This window comes from Pseudomonas sp. SC3(2021) (assembly GCF_019856535.1).
GTDB lineage: Bacteria > Pseudomonadota > Gammaproteobacteria > Pseudomonadales > Pseudomonadaceae > Aquipseudomonas > Aquipseudomonas monsensis.
In genome coordinates this window covers 5909348-5927404 of sequence record NZ_CP082236.1, presented here as the reverse complement: position 1 = coordinate 5927404, position 18057 = coordinate 5909348, and the positions used below count along the sequence as shown (strand labels likewise).

At 59.9% G+C, this 18057-nt stretch carries 14 protein-coding genes; 8 read left to right on the top strand and 6 right to left on the bottom strand.

Annotation, left to right across the window (positions count from 1 at the left end):
* Positions 1 to 29: 29 nt before the first annotated feature.
* From ppsA to K5Y35_RS26210, 8 genes are all read left to right on the top strand, one after another.
* Positions 30 to 2405 (top strand): phosphoenolpyruvate synthase, encoded by a 2376-nt coding sequence (gene ppsA / locus K5Y35_RS26245; RefSeq protein WP_123463645.1) that lies wholly within the window; start codon positions 30 to 32, stop codon positions 2403 to 2405.
* Positions 2406 to 2503: 98 nt separating this feature from the next.
* Positions 2504 to 3493, top strand: a complete 990-nt coding sequence (locus K5Y35_RS26240; RefSeq protein WP_222833335.1) for an alpha/beta fold hydrolase — start codon at positions 2504 to 2506, stop codon at positions 3491 to 3493.
* A 226-nt stretch (positions 3494 to 3719) separates the two neighbouring features.
* A complete protein-coding gene (gene rraA, locus K5Y35_RS26235) occupies positions 3720 to 4211 on the top strand; it encodes a ribonuclease E activity regulator RraA (RefSeq protein WP_128616022.1) in 492 nt (163 codons plus the stop codon).
* 25 nt (positions 4212 to 4236) lie between these two features.
* Positions 4237 to 5232 (top strand): zinc transporter ZntB, encoded by a 996-nt coding sequence (locus K5Y35_RS26230; RefSeq protein ID WP_123463639.1) that lies wholly within the window; start codon positions 4237 to 4239, stop codon positions 5230 to 5232.
* Between the two features lie 63 nt (positions 5233 to 5295).
* Positions 5296 to 5544, top strand: a complete 249-nt coding sequence (locus K5Y35_RS26225) for a CrfX protein (RefSeq protein WP_123463637.1) — start codon at positions 5296 to 5298, stop codon at positions 5542 to 5544.
* A 2-nt stretch (positions 5545 to 5546) separates the two neighbouring features.
* Positions 5547 to 6371 carry a mechanosensitive ion channel family protein gene (locus tag K5Y35_RS26220; RefSeq protein ID WP_123463635.1) on the top strand — a complete coding sequence of 275 codons (825 nt, stop codon included), beginning with the start codon at positions 5547 to 5549 and terminating at the stop codon, positions 6369 to 6371.
* Positions 6372 to 6458: 87 nt separating this feature from the next.
* Positions 6459 to 7049, top strand: a complete 591-nt coding sequence (gene sigX / locus K5Y35_RS26215) for an RNA polymerase sigma factor SigX (RefSeq protein ID WP_011333251.1) — start codon at positions 6459 to 6461, stop codon at positions 7047 to 7049.
* Positions 7050 to 7156: 107 nt separating this feature from the next.
* Complete coding sequence (locus K5Y35_RS26210) at positions 7157 to 8191, top strand: OmpA family protein (protein ID WP_123463633.1); 1035 nt, start codon at positions 7157 to 7159, stop codon at positions 8189 to 8191.
* Between the two features lie 62 nt (positions 8192 to 8253).
* Here K5Y35_RS26210 and cobA read toward each other — a convergent pair whose 3' ends face one another.
* The 6 genes from cobA to K5Y35_RS26180 all read right to left on the bottom strand — a co-directional run bounded on the left by cobA (position 8254) and on the right by K5Y35_RS26180 (position 17824).
* Positions 8254 to 9021 carry a uroporphyrinogen-III C-methyltransferase gene (cobA, locus tag K5Y35_RS26205; RefSeq protein WP_222833334.1) on the bottom strand — a complete coding sequence of 256 codons (768 nt, stop codon included), beginning with the start codon at positions 9019 to 9021 and terminating at the stop codon, positions 8254 to 8256.
* 13 nt (positions 9022 to 9034) lie between these two features.
* Positions 9035 to 11746, bottom strand: coding sequence for a nitrate reductase (locus tag K5Y35_RS26200; RefSeq protein WP_222833333.1), 2712 nt, complete (start codon positions 11744 to 11746; stop codon positions 9035 to 9037).
* A complete protein-coding gene (gene nirD, locus K5Y35_RS26195; RefSeq protein WP_123463626.1) occupies positions 11746 to 12063 on the bottom strand; it encodes a nitrite reductase small subunit NirD in 318 nt (105 codons plus the stop codon). Before nirD ends, K5Y35_RS26200 begins: the two co-directional genes overlap by 1 nt.
* Positions 12060 to 14513, bottom strand: a complete 2454-nt coding sequence (gene nirB, locus K5Y35_RS26190) for a nitrite reductase large subunit NirB (protein ID WP_123463624.1) — start codon at positions 14511 to 14513, stop codon at positions 12060 to 12062. Before nirB ends, nirD begins: the two co-directional genes overlap by 4 nt.
* 421 nt (positions 14514 to 14934) lie before the next feature.
* A complete protein-coding gene (locus K5Y35_RS26185) occupies positions 14935 to 16605 on the bottom strand; it encodes a bifunctional protein-serine/threonine kinase/phosphatase (RefSeq protein ID WP_222833332.1) in 1671 nt (556 codons plus the stop codon).
* Positions 16606 to 16612: 7 nt separating this feature from the next.
* Positions 16613 to 17824 (bottom strand): nitrate/nitrite transporter, encoded by a 1212-nt coding sequence (locus tag K5Y35_RS26180; protein ID WP_186744804.1) that lies wholly within the window; start codon positions 17822 to 17824, stop codon positions 16613 to 16615.
* Positions 17825 to 18057: the final 233 nt, after the last annotated feature.

Below are 18057 nucleotides of genomic sequence, written 5' to 3'. Positions count from 1 at the left end.
TTTCCAACACAGTTAGTGGAGAGATCACCTTGGTAGAGTACGTAGTTTCCCTCGATAAGCTCGGCAAACACGATGTTGAGCATGTGGGGGGCAAGAACGCATCCCTGGGCGAGATGATCAGCAACCTGGCGGGTGCCGGTGTGTCGGTCCCCGGCGGCTTCGCCACCACCGCGCAGGCCTATCGCGACTTTCTCGAACTGAGCGGCCTCAACGATCAGATCCACAAGGCTCTCGACGCCCTGGACGTCGACGATGTCAATGCGCTGGCCAAGACCGGCGCGCAGATCCGCCAATGGATCATGGACGCCGAATTCCCTGAAAAACTGAACACCGAGATCCGCACCGCGTTCGCCGCGCTGTCGGCCGGTAACCCTGACGTGGCCGTGGCCGTGCGTTCTTCCGCCACTGCCGAAGACTTGCCGGATGCCTCGTTTGCCGGTCAGCAGGAAACCTTCCTGAACATCCGTGGCGTGGAAAACGTTATCCGCGCTGCCAAAGAGGTGTTCGCTTCGCTGTTCAACGACCGTGCGATTTCCTACCGCGTGCACCAGGGCTTCGACCACAAACTGGTCGCCCTGTCGGCTGGCGTGCAGCGCATGGTGCGTTCGGAAACCGGCACTGCCGGCGTGATGTTCACCCTCGATACCGAATCCGGTTTCCGTGATGTGGTGTTCATCACCGGCGCCTACGGCCTGGGCGAAACCGTTGTACAAGGCGCGGTGAACCCGGACGAATTCTACGTGCACAAGGGCACGCTGGAGGCCGGTCGTCCGGCGATCCTGCGGCGCAACCTGGGCAGCAAGGCGATCAAGATGATCTACGGCGACGAGGCCAAGGCCGGTCGTTCGGTCAAGACCGTCGATGTCGACAAGGCCGAGCGCGCGCGTTTCTGCCTGACCGACGCTGAAGTCAGCGAGCTGGCCAAGCAAGCGATGATCATCGAGAAGCACTATGGCTGCCCGATGGACATCGAGTGGGCCAAGGACGGTGACGACGGCAAGCTGTACATCGTGCAGGCCCGTCCGGAAACCGTGAAGAGCCGCACCCAGGCCAACGTCATGGAACGTTACCTGTTGAAAGAAACCGGCACCGTGCTGGTCGAAGGTCGTGCCATCGGCCAGCGCATCGGCGCCGGCAAAGTGCGCATCATCAAAGACGTGTCCGAGATGGACAAAGTCCAGCCGGGTGACGTGCTTGTGTCCGACATGACCGACCCGGACTGGGAACCGGTGATGAAACGCGCCAGCGCCATCGTCACCAACCGTGGCGGTCGTACCTGCCACGCAGCGATCATCGCTCGCGAGCTGGGCATTCCGGCAGTGGTCGGTTGCGGTAACGCCACCCAACTGCTGAAGGATGGCCAGGGTGTGACCGTGTCCTGCGCCGAAGGCGACACCGGGTACATCTTCGAAGGCGAACTGGGCTTCGACATCAAGAAGAACTCGGTCGACGCCATGCCAGAGCTGCCGTTCAAGATCATGATGAACGTCGGCAACCCGGACCGCGCTTTCGACTTCGCGCAACTGCCGAACGCCGGTGTGGGCTTGGCCCGTCTGGAATTCATCATCAACCGCATGATCGGCGTCCACCCGAAAGCGCTGTTGAACTACGACGGTCTGCCACAAGAGATCAAGGACAGCGTTGATAAACGCATCGCCGGTTACGATGATCCGGTCGGTTTCTACGTCGAGAAACTGGTAGAAGGCATCAGCACTCTCGCGGCCGCTTTTGCGCCGAAGAAAGTCATCGTGCGTCTGTCGGACTTCAAGTCCAACGAATACGCCAACCTGATCGGCGGCAAGCTCTACGAGCCGGAAGAAGAGAACCCGATGCTGGGCTTCCGTGGCGCTTCGCGTTACATCAGCGAATCGTTCCGTGACTGCTTCGAACTCGAATGCCGCGCGCTGAAGCGTGTACGCAACGAGATGGGCCTGACCAACGTCGAAATCATGGTGCCGTTCGTCCGTACCCTCGGCGAAGCGAGCCAGGTTGTCGATCTGCTGGCCGAAAACGGCTTGAAGCGCGGCGACAACGGTCTGCGCGTGATCATGATGTGCGAATTGCCCTCCAACGCGATCCTTGCTGAGGAATTCCTCGAATTCTTCGACGGTTTCTCGATCGGTTCCAACGACCTGACTCAGCTGACACTGGGCCTGGACCGCGACTCCGGTATCATCGCGCACCTGTTCGACGAGCGTAATCCGGCGGTCAAGAAGCTGTTGGCCAATGCGATTGCTGCGTGCAACAAGGCCGGCAAATACATCGGTATCTGCGGTCAGGGGCCGTCCGACCACCCTGATCTGGCCAAGTGGCTGATGGAGCAGGGCATCGAAAGCGTGTCGCTGAACCCGGACACCGTGCTGGAAACCTGGTTCTTCCTGGCGGAAGGTCAGGCGCAGGCCTGATCAGTATGTGAACGGCCCGCTCCCTTCTGGGGGCGGAGCCTTGAAATTCAAGTAGGGCGGGCTCCTGTAGATGCCGCCCTTTTTTGTGCAAGAGCATTATGCAAAGCAGCAGCAACCTATTTCCCGTCGCCCTGATCAGCGCCGAACGTCGCGGTGATCTGAGCGAAGACGTGTATCGCTTGAAACCCGGCAACAGCCCGGACTGGTCCGTGGAAATCGCCGTGACCCGTTTGGGCATGGCCGATGAACCGGCGTCCCGTGGCGTGCCGGTGATCTTGCTGCACGGCAGTTTCTCCAACCGGCGTTTCTGGTTTTCCCCCAAGGGCCTGGGATTGGGCGCGTACCTCACGCGTCTGGGCTACGACGTGTGGATCCCGGAGATGCGCGGCCACGGCCTGTCGCAGCGCAATGAGGATTACCGCCGCAATCGTGTGGCCGACTACGCCCGTTACGATCTGCCGGCGATTGCCGCGTTCGTGCGCGAGCAGAGCGGGCAGGTGCCGCACTGGATCGGCCATTCGCTGGGCGGCATCACCCTGGCGGCGGCGCTCGGCGGCGAATACCTTGGCGAGCCGGCCGTGGCCTCGGCGGCGTTTTTCGGTACCCAGGTCAGCCGCACCTACTGGCCGCTGAAGATCCCGCCAGTGGAGTGGAGCGGGCGCTTCATTCTCAAGCGTTTCGCGCAATTGTCCGGCTCGCGTCTCAAGCGTGGTCCGGAAGACGAGCCGATCGGTCTGGCGCTGGAAAGCATGCGCTGGTACGGCCTGTTCGGCCGTTTTGGCGACAAGGACAAGGATTGGTGGGCCGGTCTCTCCGAGGTTCAGGTGCCGGTGCTGGCGGTGACGGCAGCGGGAGATCATCAGGCCCCGGCGTGGGCCTGTCGCAAGCTGTTCGAGCAAATCGGTTCCGAGCACAAACAGTTCGTCAACCTGGGGCGTGAGCAGGGCTTTAGCGACAACTTCGGGCATGTCGAGATGCTGGTCAGCAAAGCGGCGCAGGCCGAAGTCTGGCCACTGGTTGCGCGCTGGCTGCAGGATCAGCACACGCCACTGCTGGGCGAGAAACCGGATCTGGCCGCGGCGGTTTGAGCCGCAGGCGCTGAAAAGGCCATTTCGTTCAGATCGGCTTGCGGCTAAGATATGACGCATTGTGCAATTTTGGTCATATTTAGTGGCTGTTTAGCTATTACGTTTCAGCAATTGTTCAGGTTCGTTCAGCGACCATTGCATGAACTAAGGTAAACAGCGACCGCCGGGACTCGTTTCAACAGAGTGCGACATCCTTGATCGTCTTCCTTGTTACAGGAGTTTTTCGATGAACCATTACCTCACGCCTGACCTGTGCGACGCCTATCCGGAGCTGGTGCAGGTGCTGGAACCGATGTTCAGCAATTTCGGCGGCCGTGATTCCTTCGGCGGCGAAATCGTGACCATCAAATGCTTCGAAGACAACTCGCTGGTCAAAGAACAAGCCGAACACCAGGGCAATGGCAAGGTGCTGGTGGTCGATGGCGGCGGTTCGCTGCGTTGCGCGCTGCTGGGCGACATGATTGCCGAGAAAGCTGCGAAAAACGGCTGGGAAGGGCTGGTGATCTACGGCTGCATCCGTGACGTTGACGTGATCGCGCAGACCGATCTGGGCGTTCAGGCCCTGGCCAGCCATCCAAAGAAGACTGAAAAACGCGGCATCGGCGACCTCAACGTCCCGGTGACCTTCGCGGGCGTGACGTTTCACCCCGGCCAGTACATTTATGCGGACAACAACGGCGTGATCGTCTCGCCGAGTCCGCTGAAGATGCCTGAATAAACTGCGGTACGACCAAGGGATGCGGATGTTCGAGGAAGAAAACGCGCAATGGGGGCTGGTGCATGCCCTGGTGCTGGACGGTAAAGGCGGTGCGCGTTCGATAGCCCGGACCGAGCTCGACGATTTGCAGCTGCAGGCGCATGAAAGCCTGTGGCTGCACTGGGATCGCAGCCATCCGCAAACCCAGACCTGGCTGCGTCGGTCCAGTGGACTCAACGAGTTCACCTGCGACCTGCTGCTGGAAGAGAACACCCGTCCGCGTCTGTTGCCGTTGCCCGATTCCGAGCTGCTGCTGTTTCTGCGCGGGGTCAACCTCAATCCGGGGGCTGAACCTGAAGACATGGTTTCGGTGCGGATTTTTGCTAGCGCCCAGCGAGTGATCTCCCTGCGTCTGCGTCCATTGCGTGCCACCGATGAGTTGCTGGCTCAACTGGCGGACGGCAAAGGCCCGAAAACTTCCTCCGAACTCATTCTTTATCTGGCGCAGTTCCTCACCAACAAGGTGCAGGATCTGGTCACTTGCCTCTCGGAAATCGCCGATGAGGAAGAAGAAAAGATGGATGCCGACGAACGGTATACTCCCGAGCATGGCGCCATTTTGCACATCCGTCGTCGGGCGGCCGGACTAAAGCGTTTTCTTGCACCGCAGCGGGATATTTTCGGACAACTCACGCGGATAAAACTGCCGTGGTTTGTCGATGACGATGCCGATTACTGGAACGAACTCAACAACAGCCTGACCCGCTATCTCGAAGAGCTCGAATTGACCCGAGAGCGCGTGGGGCTTGTGCTGGAGGCCGAAGACCGGCGTTTGAGCGAGCGCATGAATCGCACCATGTACCGCTTCGGGATCATCACCTGCATCTTTTTGCCGATGAGTTTCATCACCGGTCTGCTGGGCATAAACGTCGGCGGTATCCCGTTCTCCAGCAGCCCTTATGGTTTCCTGATTGCCTGTCTGACGGTACTCGCCCTGGCCTGCGGTCAGTGGTGGTTATTCCGTCGTTTGCGCTGGGTATGAAGATGGCGCATGTGACCCGACCAAATCTGCCCGCGTCTTTCACAGACATCACGAGAGGTGCGTATGCACGATCCGTTTGAACAGTCTTTGCGTGACATGCTCAACGCTTCGCCGTCCAGCCGCGACGACGATGCGTGCCTGGGCCGCGTACTCAAAACCGCCAACCGCCAGGTTGGCGCCGGTGATCTGTTCAGCCTGCTGGGCCGTTGGCTGCCCGCGCTGATGATCGCCCTGAATAACGGATCGGCCCACGTCTCGCCGGTTTCCCGTCTTCGTAAACCTGCTGACCGCACTGCTGATAAGGCTGATTGAATATGGAACTTGATCTCTGGACTCAGAGCCTCGTCACTGCAATGACTGCGTTGTGGACCAAAGTCGCCAACTTCATTCCGAATCTGTTCGGCGCCCTGGTGGTGCTGCTGTTGGGTTTCGTGGTGGCGAAGCTGCTCGATACCTTGCTGTCCAAATTGCTCGCCAAACTGGGCCTTGATCGCCTGATGGGCGGCACCGGACTGACCAAGTTGATGTCGCGGGCGGGTTTGCAGGTACCGATTTCGACCTTGATCGGCAAAATCGTCTATTGGTTCGTTCTGCTGATTTTTCTGGTTTCTGCGGCAGAGTCTCTTGGGCTTGAGCGAGTTTCAGCTACGCTCGACATGCTGGCGTTGTATTTGCCGAAGGTTTTCGGCGCTGGCCTGGTGCTGCTGGTGGGTGTCTTGCTCGCTCAGCTGGCCAACGGGCTGGTGCGCGGGGCGGCAGAAGGCGTAGGGCTGGACTACGCTTCGGGTTTGGGTCGAATTGCCCAAGGGTTGGTGATCATCATCAGCATCTCGGTCGCAATCAGCCAGCTCGAGGTCAAGACCGACCTGCTGAACCATGTGATCGTCATCGTTTTGATTACCGTTGGTCTGGCGGTTGCGCTGGCAATGGGGCTGGGCAGCCGGGAAATTGCCGGTCAGATTCTTGCGGGAATCTATGTGCGTGAGTTGTATCAGGTTGGGCAACAAGTGCGTGTTGGTGAGGTCGAAGGCCAGATCGAGGAGATCGGCACGGTTAAAACCACATTGTTGACCGATGAGGGTGAGCTAGTCTCACTCTCCAATCGGATCCTGCTGGAACAGCATGTGAGTAGCCGCTAACCCGGCAAACCCTGCTAATGTATGCCGCCGCAAAATGCCCTGAGAGGGTAGCGGCGGACATTGACCTGACTGTCGGCACGACTTGTTTTGAATAAAGCCCAAACGCTATCCACGCGCTATGACCCCCGTGAGCTCTCTGATGAGGAGTTGGTCGCGCGCTCGCATACCGAGCTGTTTCACGTTACGCGCGCCTATGAAGAGCTGATGCGGCGTTACCAGCGAACATTATTTAACGTTTGTGCGAGATATCTTGGGAACGATCGCGACGCAGACGATGTCTGTCAGGAAGTCATGTTGAAGGTGCTGTACGGCCTGAAGAACTTCGAGGGGAAATCGAAGTTCAAAACGTGGCTCTACAGCATCACGTACAACGAATGTATTACGCAGTATCGGAAGGAACGGCGAAAGCGTCGCTTGATGGACGCATTGAGTCTTGACCCCCTCGAGGAAGCGTCCGAAGAAAAGGCGCCGAAACCCGAGGAGAAGGGCGGGCTTGATCGCTGGCTGGTGTATGTGAACCCGATTGACCGCGAAATTCTGGTGCTTCGATTTGTCGCAGAGCTGGAATTTCAGGAGATCGCAGACATCATGCACATGGGTTTGAGTGCGACAAAAATGCGTTACAAACGTGCTCTAGATAAATTGCGTGAGAAATTTGCAGGCATTGCTGAAACTTAGTTCAGCGCAAATATCTCTTACGTGTAGGCAAGTTCTGATAGACTTGCCGCCGAGTTGTCCCCCGGTTTGCGGGACTGCTTCACAATCACCAGATGGGGATTTAACGGATGAAACTGAAAAACACCTTGGGCTTGGCCATTGGTTCTCTGATTGCCGCCACTTCGTTCGGCGCTCTGGCACAAGGCCAAGGCGCAGTTGAAATCGAAGGCTTCGCAAAGAAAGAACAATTCGACAGCGCTCGTAACTTCAAGAACAACGGCAACCTGTTCGGCGGCTCGATCGGTTACTTCCTGACCGACGACGTTGAACTGCGTCTGGGCTACGACGAAGTGCACAACGTACGTGCCGATGATGGCAAGAACGTAAAAGGCGCTAACACCGCTCTGGACGCTCTGTACCACTTCAACAACCCAGGCGACATGCTGCGTCCATACGTCTCGGCCGGTTTCTCCGACCAGAGCATCGACCAGAACGGTTCGAACGGTCGTAACCGTTCTACCTTCGCTAACGTTGGTGGCGGTGCCAAGCTGTACTTCACCGACAACTTCTACGCTCGTGCCGGCGTTGAAGCTCAGTACAACATCGACCAGGGCGACACCGAGTGGGCTCCTAGCGTTGGTATCGGTGTGAACTTCGGTGGCGGCTCCAAGCCTGCTGCTGCTCCAGTTCCAGCACCAGCTGAAGTCTGCTCCGACAGCGACAACGATGGCGTTTGCGACAACGTTGACAAGTGCCCGGACACCCCAGCCAACGTAACTGTTGACGCTGATGGCTGCCCAGCAGTTGCTGAAGTTGTTCGTGTAGAGCTGGACGTGAAATTCGACTTCGACAAGTCGGTCGTCAAGCCAAACAGCTACGCTGACATCAAGAACCTGGCTGACTTCATGAAGCAGTACCCAGCCACTCACACCACTGTTGAAGGTCACACTGACTCCGTCGGTCCTGACGCTTACAACCAGAAACTGTCTGAGCGTCGTGCAAACGCCGTTAAGCAAGTTCTGACCAACCAGTACGGTGTTGAATCGTCCCGCGTTCAGTCGATCGGCTATGGCGAAACCCGCCCAGTTGCTGACAACAAAACTGAAGCTGGCCGTGCTGTAAACCGTCGCGTAGAAGCGCAGGTTGAAGCTCAAGCTAAGTAATTAGCTGCCGCTCCGAGAAAAGCCCGGCTCAGGCCGGGCTTTTCTTTGCCTGCGATTTGGGCTTACGAGACGAACGCGGTCCCTGTGCAGGTGCTGCCGCAGGCTGCGATCTTTTGATCTTCAACAACAGCCGCCACTGCGCCGATCACCAGAATGGCAGGGCTCTTGAGTTCAAACCTGCACGCATCGTCAATCATTGACGTCAGATTGCTCCGGCATTCGCGCTGCGCTGGCAACGACGCATTCTCGATCATCGCCACCGGCGTATCCGCCGCCATCCCGCCCGCCAACAGTTGATCGCGAATCTCGCCCAGCTTGGCCACGCCCATATAAATCACCAGCGTCGTGCCGCCCTGCGCCAGTGCCTGCCAGTTCAACTGGCTGTCGTCCTGCGTGTGTGCAGTCACCAGTGTCACCCCACGCGCCACGCCGCGTAACGTCAGCGGAATATCACATTGCGTCGCCCCGGCCAGCCCTGCAGTGATGCCATTGACCAATTCCACTTCAACGCCACGCTCACGCAGCCACTGTGCCTCTTCACCACCACGTCCGAAAATGCACGGATCGCCGCCCTTGAGCCGCACCACGCACTTGCCCTGGCGGGCATAGCGCAGCATCAGTCGATGGATAAAGGCCTGCGGTGTCGATCTGCATCCACCCCGTTTGCCCACCGCAATGATGCGCGCGGCAGGGCAGTGTTCCAGCACCGCGCCGTTGACCAGGTCATCGATCAGCACCACATCGGCTTCGCGCAAGGCGCGTACCGCTTTGAGGGTCAGCAGTTCCGGATCACCCGGCCCTGCACCCACCAGCCAGACTTTCGCATTCATGGTGTGTTCCTCATCAGATGACGGCTGGCTGCAGGTTGGCAGCCAGCAAGCGTTTTATTTCCGGGACACACGAGCCGCATTGCGTGCCGCAGCCCAGCTGGCTCTTCAGACCCTGCAGATCCAAGCCCCGGCGAATGCCGGCGCAGACCGCGTTGAGGCTGACGTTTTTGCAGTTGCACAGGGTTTTATCCACAGCCATTTGCGCCCCGGCACTGCCCGGCGGCGCGCTCATGGGCGCCAGCAGCCAGCGCCGCAGTTGTTCATCCGCACGGCCTTCCAGCCACAACCCTTGCAGCCAATGCTGGGCGAGGGTTTCGCCGGCGAGGCGAATCGCCGTGATCCGGCCGTTTTCAATGCGCACACGCTTGCCAATGGCACGGCGCGGATCGTCGTAGGCCAACACCGGGCCGTCGCTGAGCGAAAGGCATCGGTCGATTTCACCGAGCAATGGCGCATCCGGTGCCTCGTGGCTGGCTGCGCGTATCAGCAATGCTGATCGTTCACGTCCGACAAGGCTGAGACTGACGTAGGAAAACGCCTCGCAGAGAGGGCGTAGGGCCTCGATATGCCGTTGAACATCGCCCTCGATCAGGGCGAACAGTTGCCACGGCAAGTCCACTTTCTCCAGGCGCACGCCACTGTGTTTGAGCTCCGGTTGCTTCGACAACGGGTCGAACGCCGGTTGGGTCAGATTGTTCACACCGCCCTTGAGAAAACGATCGCCCCAATGCATGGGTAAAAACGCCTGTCCCGGACGCACGCTGTCGTCGCTGCCAACAGCAACGATCACGGCGCCCCGACGGCTTTTCAGGTTGACCAGATCGCCAGGCTGCAAGCGATGCCGACGCAATTCATCCGGATGCAGGCTTAACTGCGCCTCGCTGACATGCCCAAACAATTGAGCAGCGGTACCGGTACGGCTCATACCGTGCCACTGATCACGCAGGCGCCCGGTGATTAATGTCAACGGGAAGCGCGCATCACGCTGCTCTTTGGCCGCTCGGTAAGGCTCGGCCATGAACTGAGCGCGCCCGTTGGCCGTAGGAAAAATGCCGTCTGCGTACAAGCGCGCCGTCCCTTTTCGGGCGCCGATGGGGAAGGGCCATTGCTGCGGCCCGATCTCATCAATCAAGGCGTGACTGATTCCGGACAAGTCCAGATCCCGACCGCGCGTCAGCAGTTTGTATTCATCGAATAACTGCGCGGATTGATCGAAGGCAAACAGGCTTGGCGCCTCGGGGCGCAAGCGTTTCTCCAGCCGTTGTGCAAAGTCCACCGTGATCGACCAATCCGCTCGCGCTTCACCGGGTGGGAGAATGGCTTTGCGCACGTGGGAAATACGACGCTCGGAATTGGTCACCGAACCTTCCTTCTCGCCCCAACTGGCAGCGGGCAAGAGCAGGTCGGCGAACGCAGCGGTTTCGGTGGTGCGGAAGGCTTCTTGCAGTACGACAAACGGGCAGGCTTGCAGCGCTGCCCGCACCGCGCTCTGATCCGGCAGCGATTGCGCCGGGTTCGTGCAGGCAATCCACAGCGCCTTGATCTTGCCATTGCGCACCTGCTCGAACAGTTCGATGGCGCTGAGCCCGGGGGTTTCCGGTAGCCGCTCTACACCCCAGTAGTGCGCCACGTCGGCGCGGTGTTGCGGATTGGCGACCTCTCGATGGCCGGGCAACAGATTCGCCAGGCTACCGGTTTCCCGCCCGCCCATGGCATTCGGCTGACCGGTAAGGGAGAACGGTCCTGCTCCCGGACGGCCAATCTGCCCGGTGGCCAGATGCAGATTGATCAATGCGCTGTTTTTCGCGCTGCCGGCCGTGGACTGGTTCAAGCCCATGCACCACAAGGACAGAAAACTCGCTGACGTGCCCACCCATTCAGCACATTGCTGCAATTGCTCGAGGCTGATCCCGCACAGTTGCGCAACCATTTGCGGGGTGTAATCGCGCACCAGGTTCTTCAGCTCGGCAAGGCCTTCGGTGTGCGCCTTGATGAAGTCGCGATCGATCCAGTCTTCCCACAACAGCAGATGCAAAATCCCATGAAACAAAGCGACATCGGTGCCCGGCAGAATGGCCAGATGCAGATCCGCCAAGTCGCAGGTGTCGGTGCGGCGGGGATCTATGACGATGACCTTCATCTGTGGGCGGCGGGATTTTGCCTCTTCAAGCCGACGAAAAAGTACCGGATGTGCGTAGGCCATGTTACTGCCGACGATCATCACGCAATCACTGAGTTCCAGATCCTCGTAGCTGCACGGTGGCGCGTCGGCACCGAGGCTGCGCTTGTAGCCAACCACTGCCGAAGACATGCACAGCCGTGAATTGCTGTCGATGTTGTTGGTGCCGACCAGCGCCCGGGCGAGCTTGTTGAAGGCGTAGTAGTCCTCGGTCAGCAACTGGCCGGAAATATAGAACGCCACGCTGTCCGGGCCGTGTTCGGCGATGGTCTCGGCGAATACGTTGGCGGCGTGTTCCAGTGCGGTGTCCCAATCGGTGCGGCTGCGCGCCAGGCCCTTGCCCAGGCGCAGCTCCGGGTACAGCGCGCGCGCCGCAAGGTCGCCAGTCAGGTGCAGGGTCGAGCCTTTGCTGCACAGTTTGCCGAAGTTGGCCGGATGCGCCGGATCGCCGCTGACGCCGAGGATGCGCTCGCCGTCATGTTCGATCAGCACGCCGCAGCCGACCCCGCAATAGCAGCAGGTCGAGGCGGTCGTCTTGCGGTTCATCAGACGGCATCCCGCAGCGCCAGTTGCACCCGGCCGTTCTCGACCCGGGCCGGATGATGGTGCGCGCAGCCGATGTCCGGGGCCTGGGCTTCGCCGGTTTGCAGGTCGATCTGCCAGTTGTGCAACGGACAGGCCACGCGCTTACCGTAGATCAAACCCTGCGACAACGGGCCGCCCTTGTGTGGGCAGCGGTCATCGAGAGCGAAAACCTCATCGTCGCTTGTACGAAAAATCGCGATGTCGCCTTTGGGGCCAGCAATGATCCGCGAACCGAGCGCATTGATTTCATCCAGGGCACAGATATCGAGCCAGTTCATGCCGGTACCTCCAGGTTTTTCACGGGAATCACGTCGAATTCTTTCTTCAGTTGCGGCTGCGCCAGACGCTCTTTCCACGGGTCCTGTTCGAACGACAGGGAGAATTGCAGGCGTTCGTTGAGGGCTTTGCGGCGCTCCGGGTCTTCAAGCACCGCTTGCTTGATGTGCTCCATGCCGACCCGTTGCAGGTAGTGCACGGTGCGTTCGAGGTAAAAGGCTTCTTCGCGATAGAGCTGCAGGAAGGCGCCGTTGTATTCACGGACTTCTTCGGCGGTCTTGAGCTTGACGAAGAACTCGGCGACTTCGGTCTTGATCCCGCCGTTGCCGCCGATGTACATCTCCCAGCCGGAGTCGACGCCGATAATGCCGACGTCCTTGATCCCCGCTTCCGAGCAGTTGCGTGGGCAACCGGAGACGGCCAGCTTCACTTTGTGCGGTGACCACATGTTGAACAGGTCGTGTTCCAGTTCGATGCCCAACTGCGTCGAATTCTGCGTGCCGAAGCGGCAGAACTCGCTGCCGACGCAGGTTTTAACGGTGCGGATGGATTTGCCGTAGGCGTGGCCGGAGGGCATGTCGAGGTCCTTCCAGACGCCGGGCAAGTCCTGCTTCTTGATCCCCAGCAGGTCGATGCGCTGGCCGCCGGTGACCTTGACCATGGGCACGTTGTACTTGTCGGCTACGTCGGCTATCCGCCGCAGTTCCGAAGGGTTGGTCACGCCGCCCCACATCCGCGGAACCACCGAGTAGGTGCCGTCCTTCTGAATGTTGGCGTGGGCGCGTTCGTTGATCAGGCGCGATTGCGGATCGTCCTTGGCTTCGCCGGGCCAGGTGGAAATCAGGTAGTAGTTGAGCGCCGGCCGGCAGGTTGCACAGCCATTGGGTGTACGCCAGTTGAGGTAGCTCATGACGCCCGCGATGGTCAGCAGATGCTGCTCGCGAATGGCCTGGCGAATCTGCCCGTGATTGAGGTCGCTGCAGCCGCAGATGGCTTTTTCGCTTTTCGGTTTGACGTCCGCCGCGCCGCCGACGGTGTTGATCAGGATCTGCTCGACCAGCCCGGTGCAGGAACCACAGGAACTGGCAGCTTTGGTGTGTTTTTTCACCTCGTCGACGCTGAACAGGCCGTGTTCCTGGATCGCCTTGACGATGGTGCCTTTGCACACGCCGTTGCAGCCGCAGACTTCGGCGGTGTCGGCCATGCTCATGGCTTTGTCCTGGCCTTGATGTCCTACATCGCCTAACGCATTTTCCCCAAACATCAGATGATCGCGGATCTCGCCGATGGCGTGATTCTCACGAATCTGCCGGAAATACCAACCGCCATCCGCCGTATCGCCGTACAGACAGGCGCCGACCAGTACGTCATCCTTGATCACCAGTTTTTTGTACACGCCGCCAATCGGATCGGAGAGGGTGATGGTTTCCGTGCCTTCACCACCCATGAAGTCGCCGGCGGAGAACAGGTCGATGCCGGTGACTTTCAATTTGGTCGAGGTTACCGAGCCCTGATAACGGGCGAATCCCAATTGTGCGAGGTGGTTGGCGCAGACCTTGGCTTGTTCAAACAGCGGTGCTACCAGGCCATAGGCGATGCCGCGATGGCTGGCGCACTCGCCGATGGCATAAATACGCGGGTCGTAGGTTTGCAGGGTGTCGTTGACCAGAATCCCGCGGTTGCACGGGATGCCGGCCTTTTCCGCCAGTTCGGTATTGGGGCGAATGCCGGCGGCCATCACCACCAGATCGGCCGGGATGATGTCGCCGTTCTTGAATTGCACCGAGCCGACCCGACCGTTGCCGGCGTCATGCAGTGCCTGGGTTTGCTCGCACAGGCGAAAATGCAGGCCGCGTGACTCGAGGGCGCTTTGCAGGAGTTGGCCGCTGGTCTTGTCCAGTTGCCGCTCCAGCAGCCATTCACCGAGGTGCACCACGGTGACGTGCATGCCGCGCAGCATCAGGCCGTTGGCGGCTTCGAGGCCGAGCAGGCCACCGCCGATGACCACCGCGTGCTTGTGGGTTTTCGCGGTGTCGATCATTGCCTGGGTGTCGGCGATGTCGCGGTAGCCGATCACCCCGTGCAGAGTGTTACCGGGGATCGGCAGGATGAACGGCGTCGAGCCGGTGGCGATCAACAGGCGATCGTATTCAGCTTCGGTGCCGTCCTCGGCGATTACCCGACGTTTGACCCGGTCGATCTCCACCACTTTGCGGTTGAGCAGCAGCTTGATGTTGTTTTCCAGGTACCAGTCCAGATCGTTGAGGACGATCTCTTCGAAAGTCTGCTCACCGGCCAGCACTGGCGAGAGCAGGATGCGGTTGTAGTTGGTGTGCGGTTCGGCGCCGAAGACGGTGATGTCATAGAGCTCGTCGCTCAGTTTGAGCAGTTCTTCCAGGGTGCGGACGCCGGCCATGCCATTGCCGATCATCACCAGTTTGAGTTTTTTCATCAGGGTCTCCGGGGAGCGGCGGCTGGCCTCTTGTGGGCAGTCAGGCCTTGCTCGAGAAATTTTGCGCAAACAAAAAAAGGCGTCCCGCTAGTTGCCTAGCGAGGACGCCTTTGTCCTGGTCCCGTTCTCTCGGGAAGCCCGGCCTTCGTCGTTGAAGGTTGGGCTTTATGTGTGTGTTGAGTGGGGTAATGCAGTGGTTGTGCCAAGTGGGGACGGTGGCGGGTTTATTGGGGGTGACGGATTTTGAGGATGGTTTTTTTGCACTGATTCGAAGCGGGTTGCTCGTTCGTGGGGCATTCAGGCAGTTGAATTTGTGGTGATTGGGCGGGCGCCTTCGCGAGCAAGCTCGCTCCCACAGGGGGCTGTGGTGTTCACAAATCCCCTGTGGGAGCGAGCTTGCTCGCGAATGGCGCGATGTGGTTCAACTGTGAAACAACAAAACCAGCAGCACCAGATTGCCAAGCAAAGCCAGCAACGCCATCGTCCGCCAGACCTTCAGTGGCTCACGCTCCAGTAATGGCCGAGGACGCACGCTCAAACTGCGCCGCTCGCCCTGTTCCAACACCAGCAACCACTCTTCAGCCGTTTCAAAACGCTGCTGCGGATCCGCTGCCACACCACGCTCCAGACTCTGCGCCAACCATTCCGGCAGATCCGGCCGATAACGACTGGCGCTTACCGGCACGCCAAAGCGCGGCCGCTGAAACGCCTCAATCTCGCCATAGGGAAAATGCCCGGTGAGCAGGAAATACAGGGTCACGCCGACCGCATACAAATCCTGCTGTGCACTCGGCGGATCCCCGCGAAACGCTTCCGGGGCGATGTAACTTGGGGTTCCGGGCAGCGTTGACGGCGCGTCTTCGGACAAGCCCGGGCAATACGCCAAACCAAAATCCAGCAGACGTAACTCACCGTCGTCACCCCAATGCAGGTTTTCCGGTTTGATGTCCCGGTGCACAATCTGCCGTCGATGCAAAAGCCCCACCGCGCGCAGCAGGCGCTCGGCAATATCCTGCCACTGCGCCAGCGGCAATGGGCCGTACTGCTGAAACAGCTGCGCCAGCGTCGTCCCGGAATATTCGCGCATGACGTAGTACAAATGCTGACGCTGCTGGCAGGCATGGACTTCAGGAAAGTGCCGGCCGGCCACACGTTTCAGGAACCACTCCTCGGACAGCAGCGCTTGCCCGGCGTGAGGATCATCGGCGCTGCGCGACGGCAGGGTTTTCAGCAACCACGTCTGGCCTTGTCCATCGACAACCCGATACAGCAGCGATTGCTGACTCTGAGCGACAATCCCCTGAACCTGCCAGCCTTCGAAGGATTGGCCAGGTTTCAGCGGCGGCGGCAGGGGCCATTGCTGCAAATGAATCAATGCATCGCCGATATTTGCTTCACCCAGCGCATCGACGCGCACCAGCAATGCACTGGCATTGTCCTGGCTCCCCGCCAGATGCGCGGCATTGACCAGTGTTTGCGCGGCGCTGCGCAGATCCGGCTGATCACGCAGAATCGCTGCAATCGCGGTATCGCCCAGCGTTGACCAGACACCGTCACTGAGCAGCACAAAGCTTTCACCGTCACGCAGCTCTCCGTCGAGAAAATCCAGCACCAGATGCTGATCCAGCCCCAGCGCGCGCTTGAGCACGTGCTGCATACCCGGCTGATCCCAGACGTGATCTTCAGAGATCCGCTGCAAACTATCGCCGTGCCAGCGATACACCCGGCAATCTCCAACGTGGGCGAGGGTAAAACGCCGACCACGCATGACCACAGCACTGACGGTGGTGAGCAAGGGTTGGCCACCGCCATTGGCCTGCAGCCAACGATTTTGCGCGAGCAATAGACGGTCTAGTGCCTGGGCCACGCTCCAAGTTTCCGGTGTGGCGTAGTAGTCGAGCGCCAGCGCCTGCAAGGTCGAACGCGCAGCCAGTCCGCCATCGGCACACTGGCTGACGCCATCAGCGATAGCGAACAGATAACCCTTGCTCGCCGCCAGCGCCGGAGCGGGCGTGACCAGGCGCAAAGCGTCCTGATTCTCCGCACGCGGCCCGGTGGCGCTGGCTTCGGCAAAACTCAGTTGCAGGGCCATCGACGCCTCAGACCCGCGCCGCCGTCACGGCTGCCGAACCCCAGGTGGTTCTCCAGCGACGCTTGACGCCGTGCAGGCCAAACCACGCCAGTACGCCGAGGCTGGCGAACAACCACAGGGCCAGTTGATAGCTGCCGGTGCTCTGTTTGATCGCGCCCATGCCGGCGGCCAAGGCAAATCCGCCGATACCGCCGGCCATACCGATCAACCCGGTCATCACGCCGATCTCCAGACGAAAACGCTGCGGCACCAGTTGGAACACTGCGCCGTTGCCTGCCCCTAAACCGAGCATGGTGCAGACGAAAAGTGCCAGCGCGGCGTAGGAACTTGGCAGGTTAAACCCGACGGCAGCGATGCAGACGGCAGCGACGGTGTACATCGCCAGCAAGGTGCGGATGCCGCCGAAGCGATCCGCCAGCGCGCCACCCAGCGGTCGCATCAAACTGCCACCGAATACGCAGGCTGCGGTGTAGTAGCCCGCCGTGACCGGGCTCAGGCCGTATTGGTCGTTGAAGTAGCCGGGCAGGGCGCTGGCCAGGCCGATGAAACCGCCGAAGGTGACGCTGTAGAAAAACATGAACCACCAGCTATCGCGGTCGCCCAAGGCTTTAAAGTAGTCAGCCATCGCTTTGGCTTTCGGCCGCTCAGGGGCGTTTTTTGCCAGCCAGGCGAACAGTACCAGTGTCAGTATCAGCGGGATCAAGGCGAAACCGAACACATTGCTCCAGCCAAACGAAGCCGCCAGCACCGGTGCAATCAGCGCGGCGAACACGGTGCCAGAGTTGCCTGCACCGGCAATGCCCATGGCTTTGCCCTGATGCTGCGGCGGATACCACTGCGACGCCAATGGCAGGGCCACAGCGAACGACGCACCGGCCATGCCGAGGAACAGACCCAGCAGCAGAGCCTGTTCGTAACTGTGGATACCGAGTTTCCACGCACCGAACAGTGCGCAGATCACGATGACCTGGCCGATCAGACCGGCAGTTTTCGGTGACAGACGATCAGCCAGCATGCCCATCGCAAAGCGCAGCACCGCCCCGGCCAGAATCGGCGTCGCCACCACAAGACCGCGTTGTTGCGTGGTCAGGTGCAGGTCGGCGGCGATTTGCACCGCCAGCGGGCCGAGCAGGTACCAGACCATGAAACTCAGGTCGAAATACAGGAAGGCCGCGAACAGGGTCGGGGTATGGCCGGATTTCCAGAAGCTTGAATTCATCGCGCACCTCAGCTGAAAAGAGTCTCGATAGGAGTCACAGCAGGTGGGGCGCCACCACGGCCGCACCACCGGCCCCGGGCTGTGGGGCCAAATCGCAAAAAACGCCGCTACCTGTTTCGCCATGAGGGGCAAACGGGTGAGCGACGTCTTTGTCGTGGGTGGGGCAACCGCCGTTGGTTACCTGTGCGTTTTACCTAGCGAGATTTGTGCCAACAGGTGAAAGATCAAAAGCC

Bases quoted from the DNA above. Each gene is read 5' to 3' on its own strand.
- K5Y35_RS26210 (WP_123463633.1), top strand. From the start codon at position 7,157: ATGAAACTGAAAAACACCTTGGGCTTGGCCATTGGTTCTCTGATTGCC.
- K5Y35_RS26180 (WP_186744804.1), bottom strand. From the start codon at position 17,824: ATGAATTCAAGCTTCTGGAAATCCGGCCATACCCCGACCCTGTTCGCG.
- nirD (WP_123463626.1), bottom strand. From the start codon at position 12,063: ATGAACTGGCTCGATATCTGTGCCCTGGATGAAATCAATGCGCTCGGT.
- nirB (WP_123463624.1), bottom strand. From the start codon at position 14,513: ATGAAAAAACTCAAACTGGTGATGATCGGCAATGGCATGGCCGGCGTC.
- K5Y35_RS26230 (WP_123463639.1), top strand. From the start codon at position 4,237: ATGTTCGAGGAAGAAAACGCGCAATGGGGGCTGGTGCATGCCCTGGTG.
- rraA (WP_128616022.1), top strand. From the start codon at position 3,720: ATGAACCATTACCTCACGCCTGACCTGTGCGACGCCTATCCGGAGCTG.
- K5Y35_RS26225 (WP_123463637.1), top strand. From the start codon at position 5,296: ATGCACGATCCGTTTGAACAGTCTTTGCGTGACATGCTCAACGCTTCG.
- K5Y35_RS26200 (WP_222833333.1), bottom strand. From the start codon at position 11,746: ATGAACCGCAAGACGACCGCCTCGACCTGCTGCTATTGCGGGGTCGGC.
- K5Y35_RS26240 (WP_222833335.1), top strand. From the start codon at position 2,504: ATGCAAAGCAGCAGCAACCTATTTCCCGTCGCCCTGATCAGCGCCGAA.
- cobA (WP_222833334.1), bottom strand. From the start codon at position 9,021: ATGAATGCGAAAGTCTGGCTGGTGGGTGCAGGGCCGGGTGATCCGGAA.
- K5Y35_RS26185 (WP_222833332.1), bottom strand. From the start codon at position 16,605: ATGGCCCTGCAACTGAGTTTTGCCGAAGCCAGCGCCACCGGGCCGCGT.
- K5Y35_RS26220 (WP_123463635.1), top strand. From the start codon at position 5,547: ATGGAACTTGATCTCTGGACTCAGAGCCTCGTCACTGCAATGACTGCG.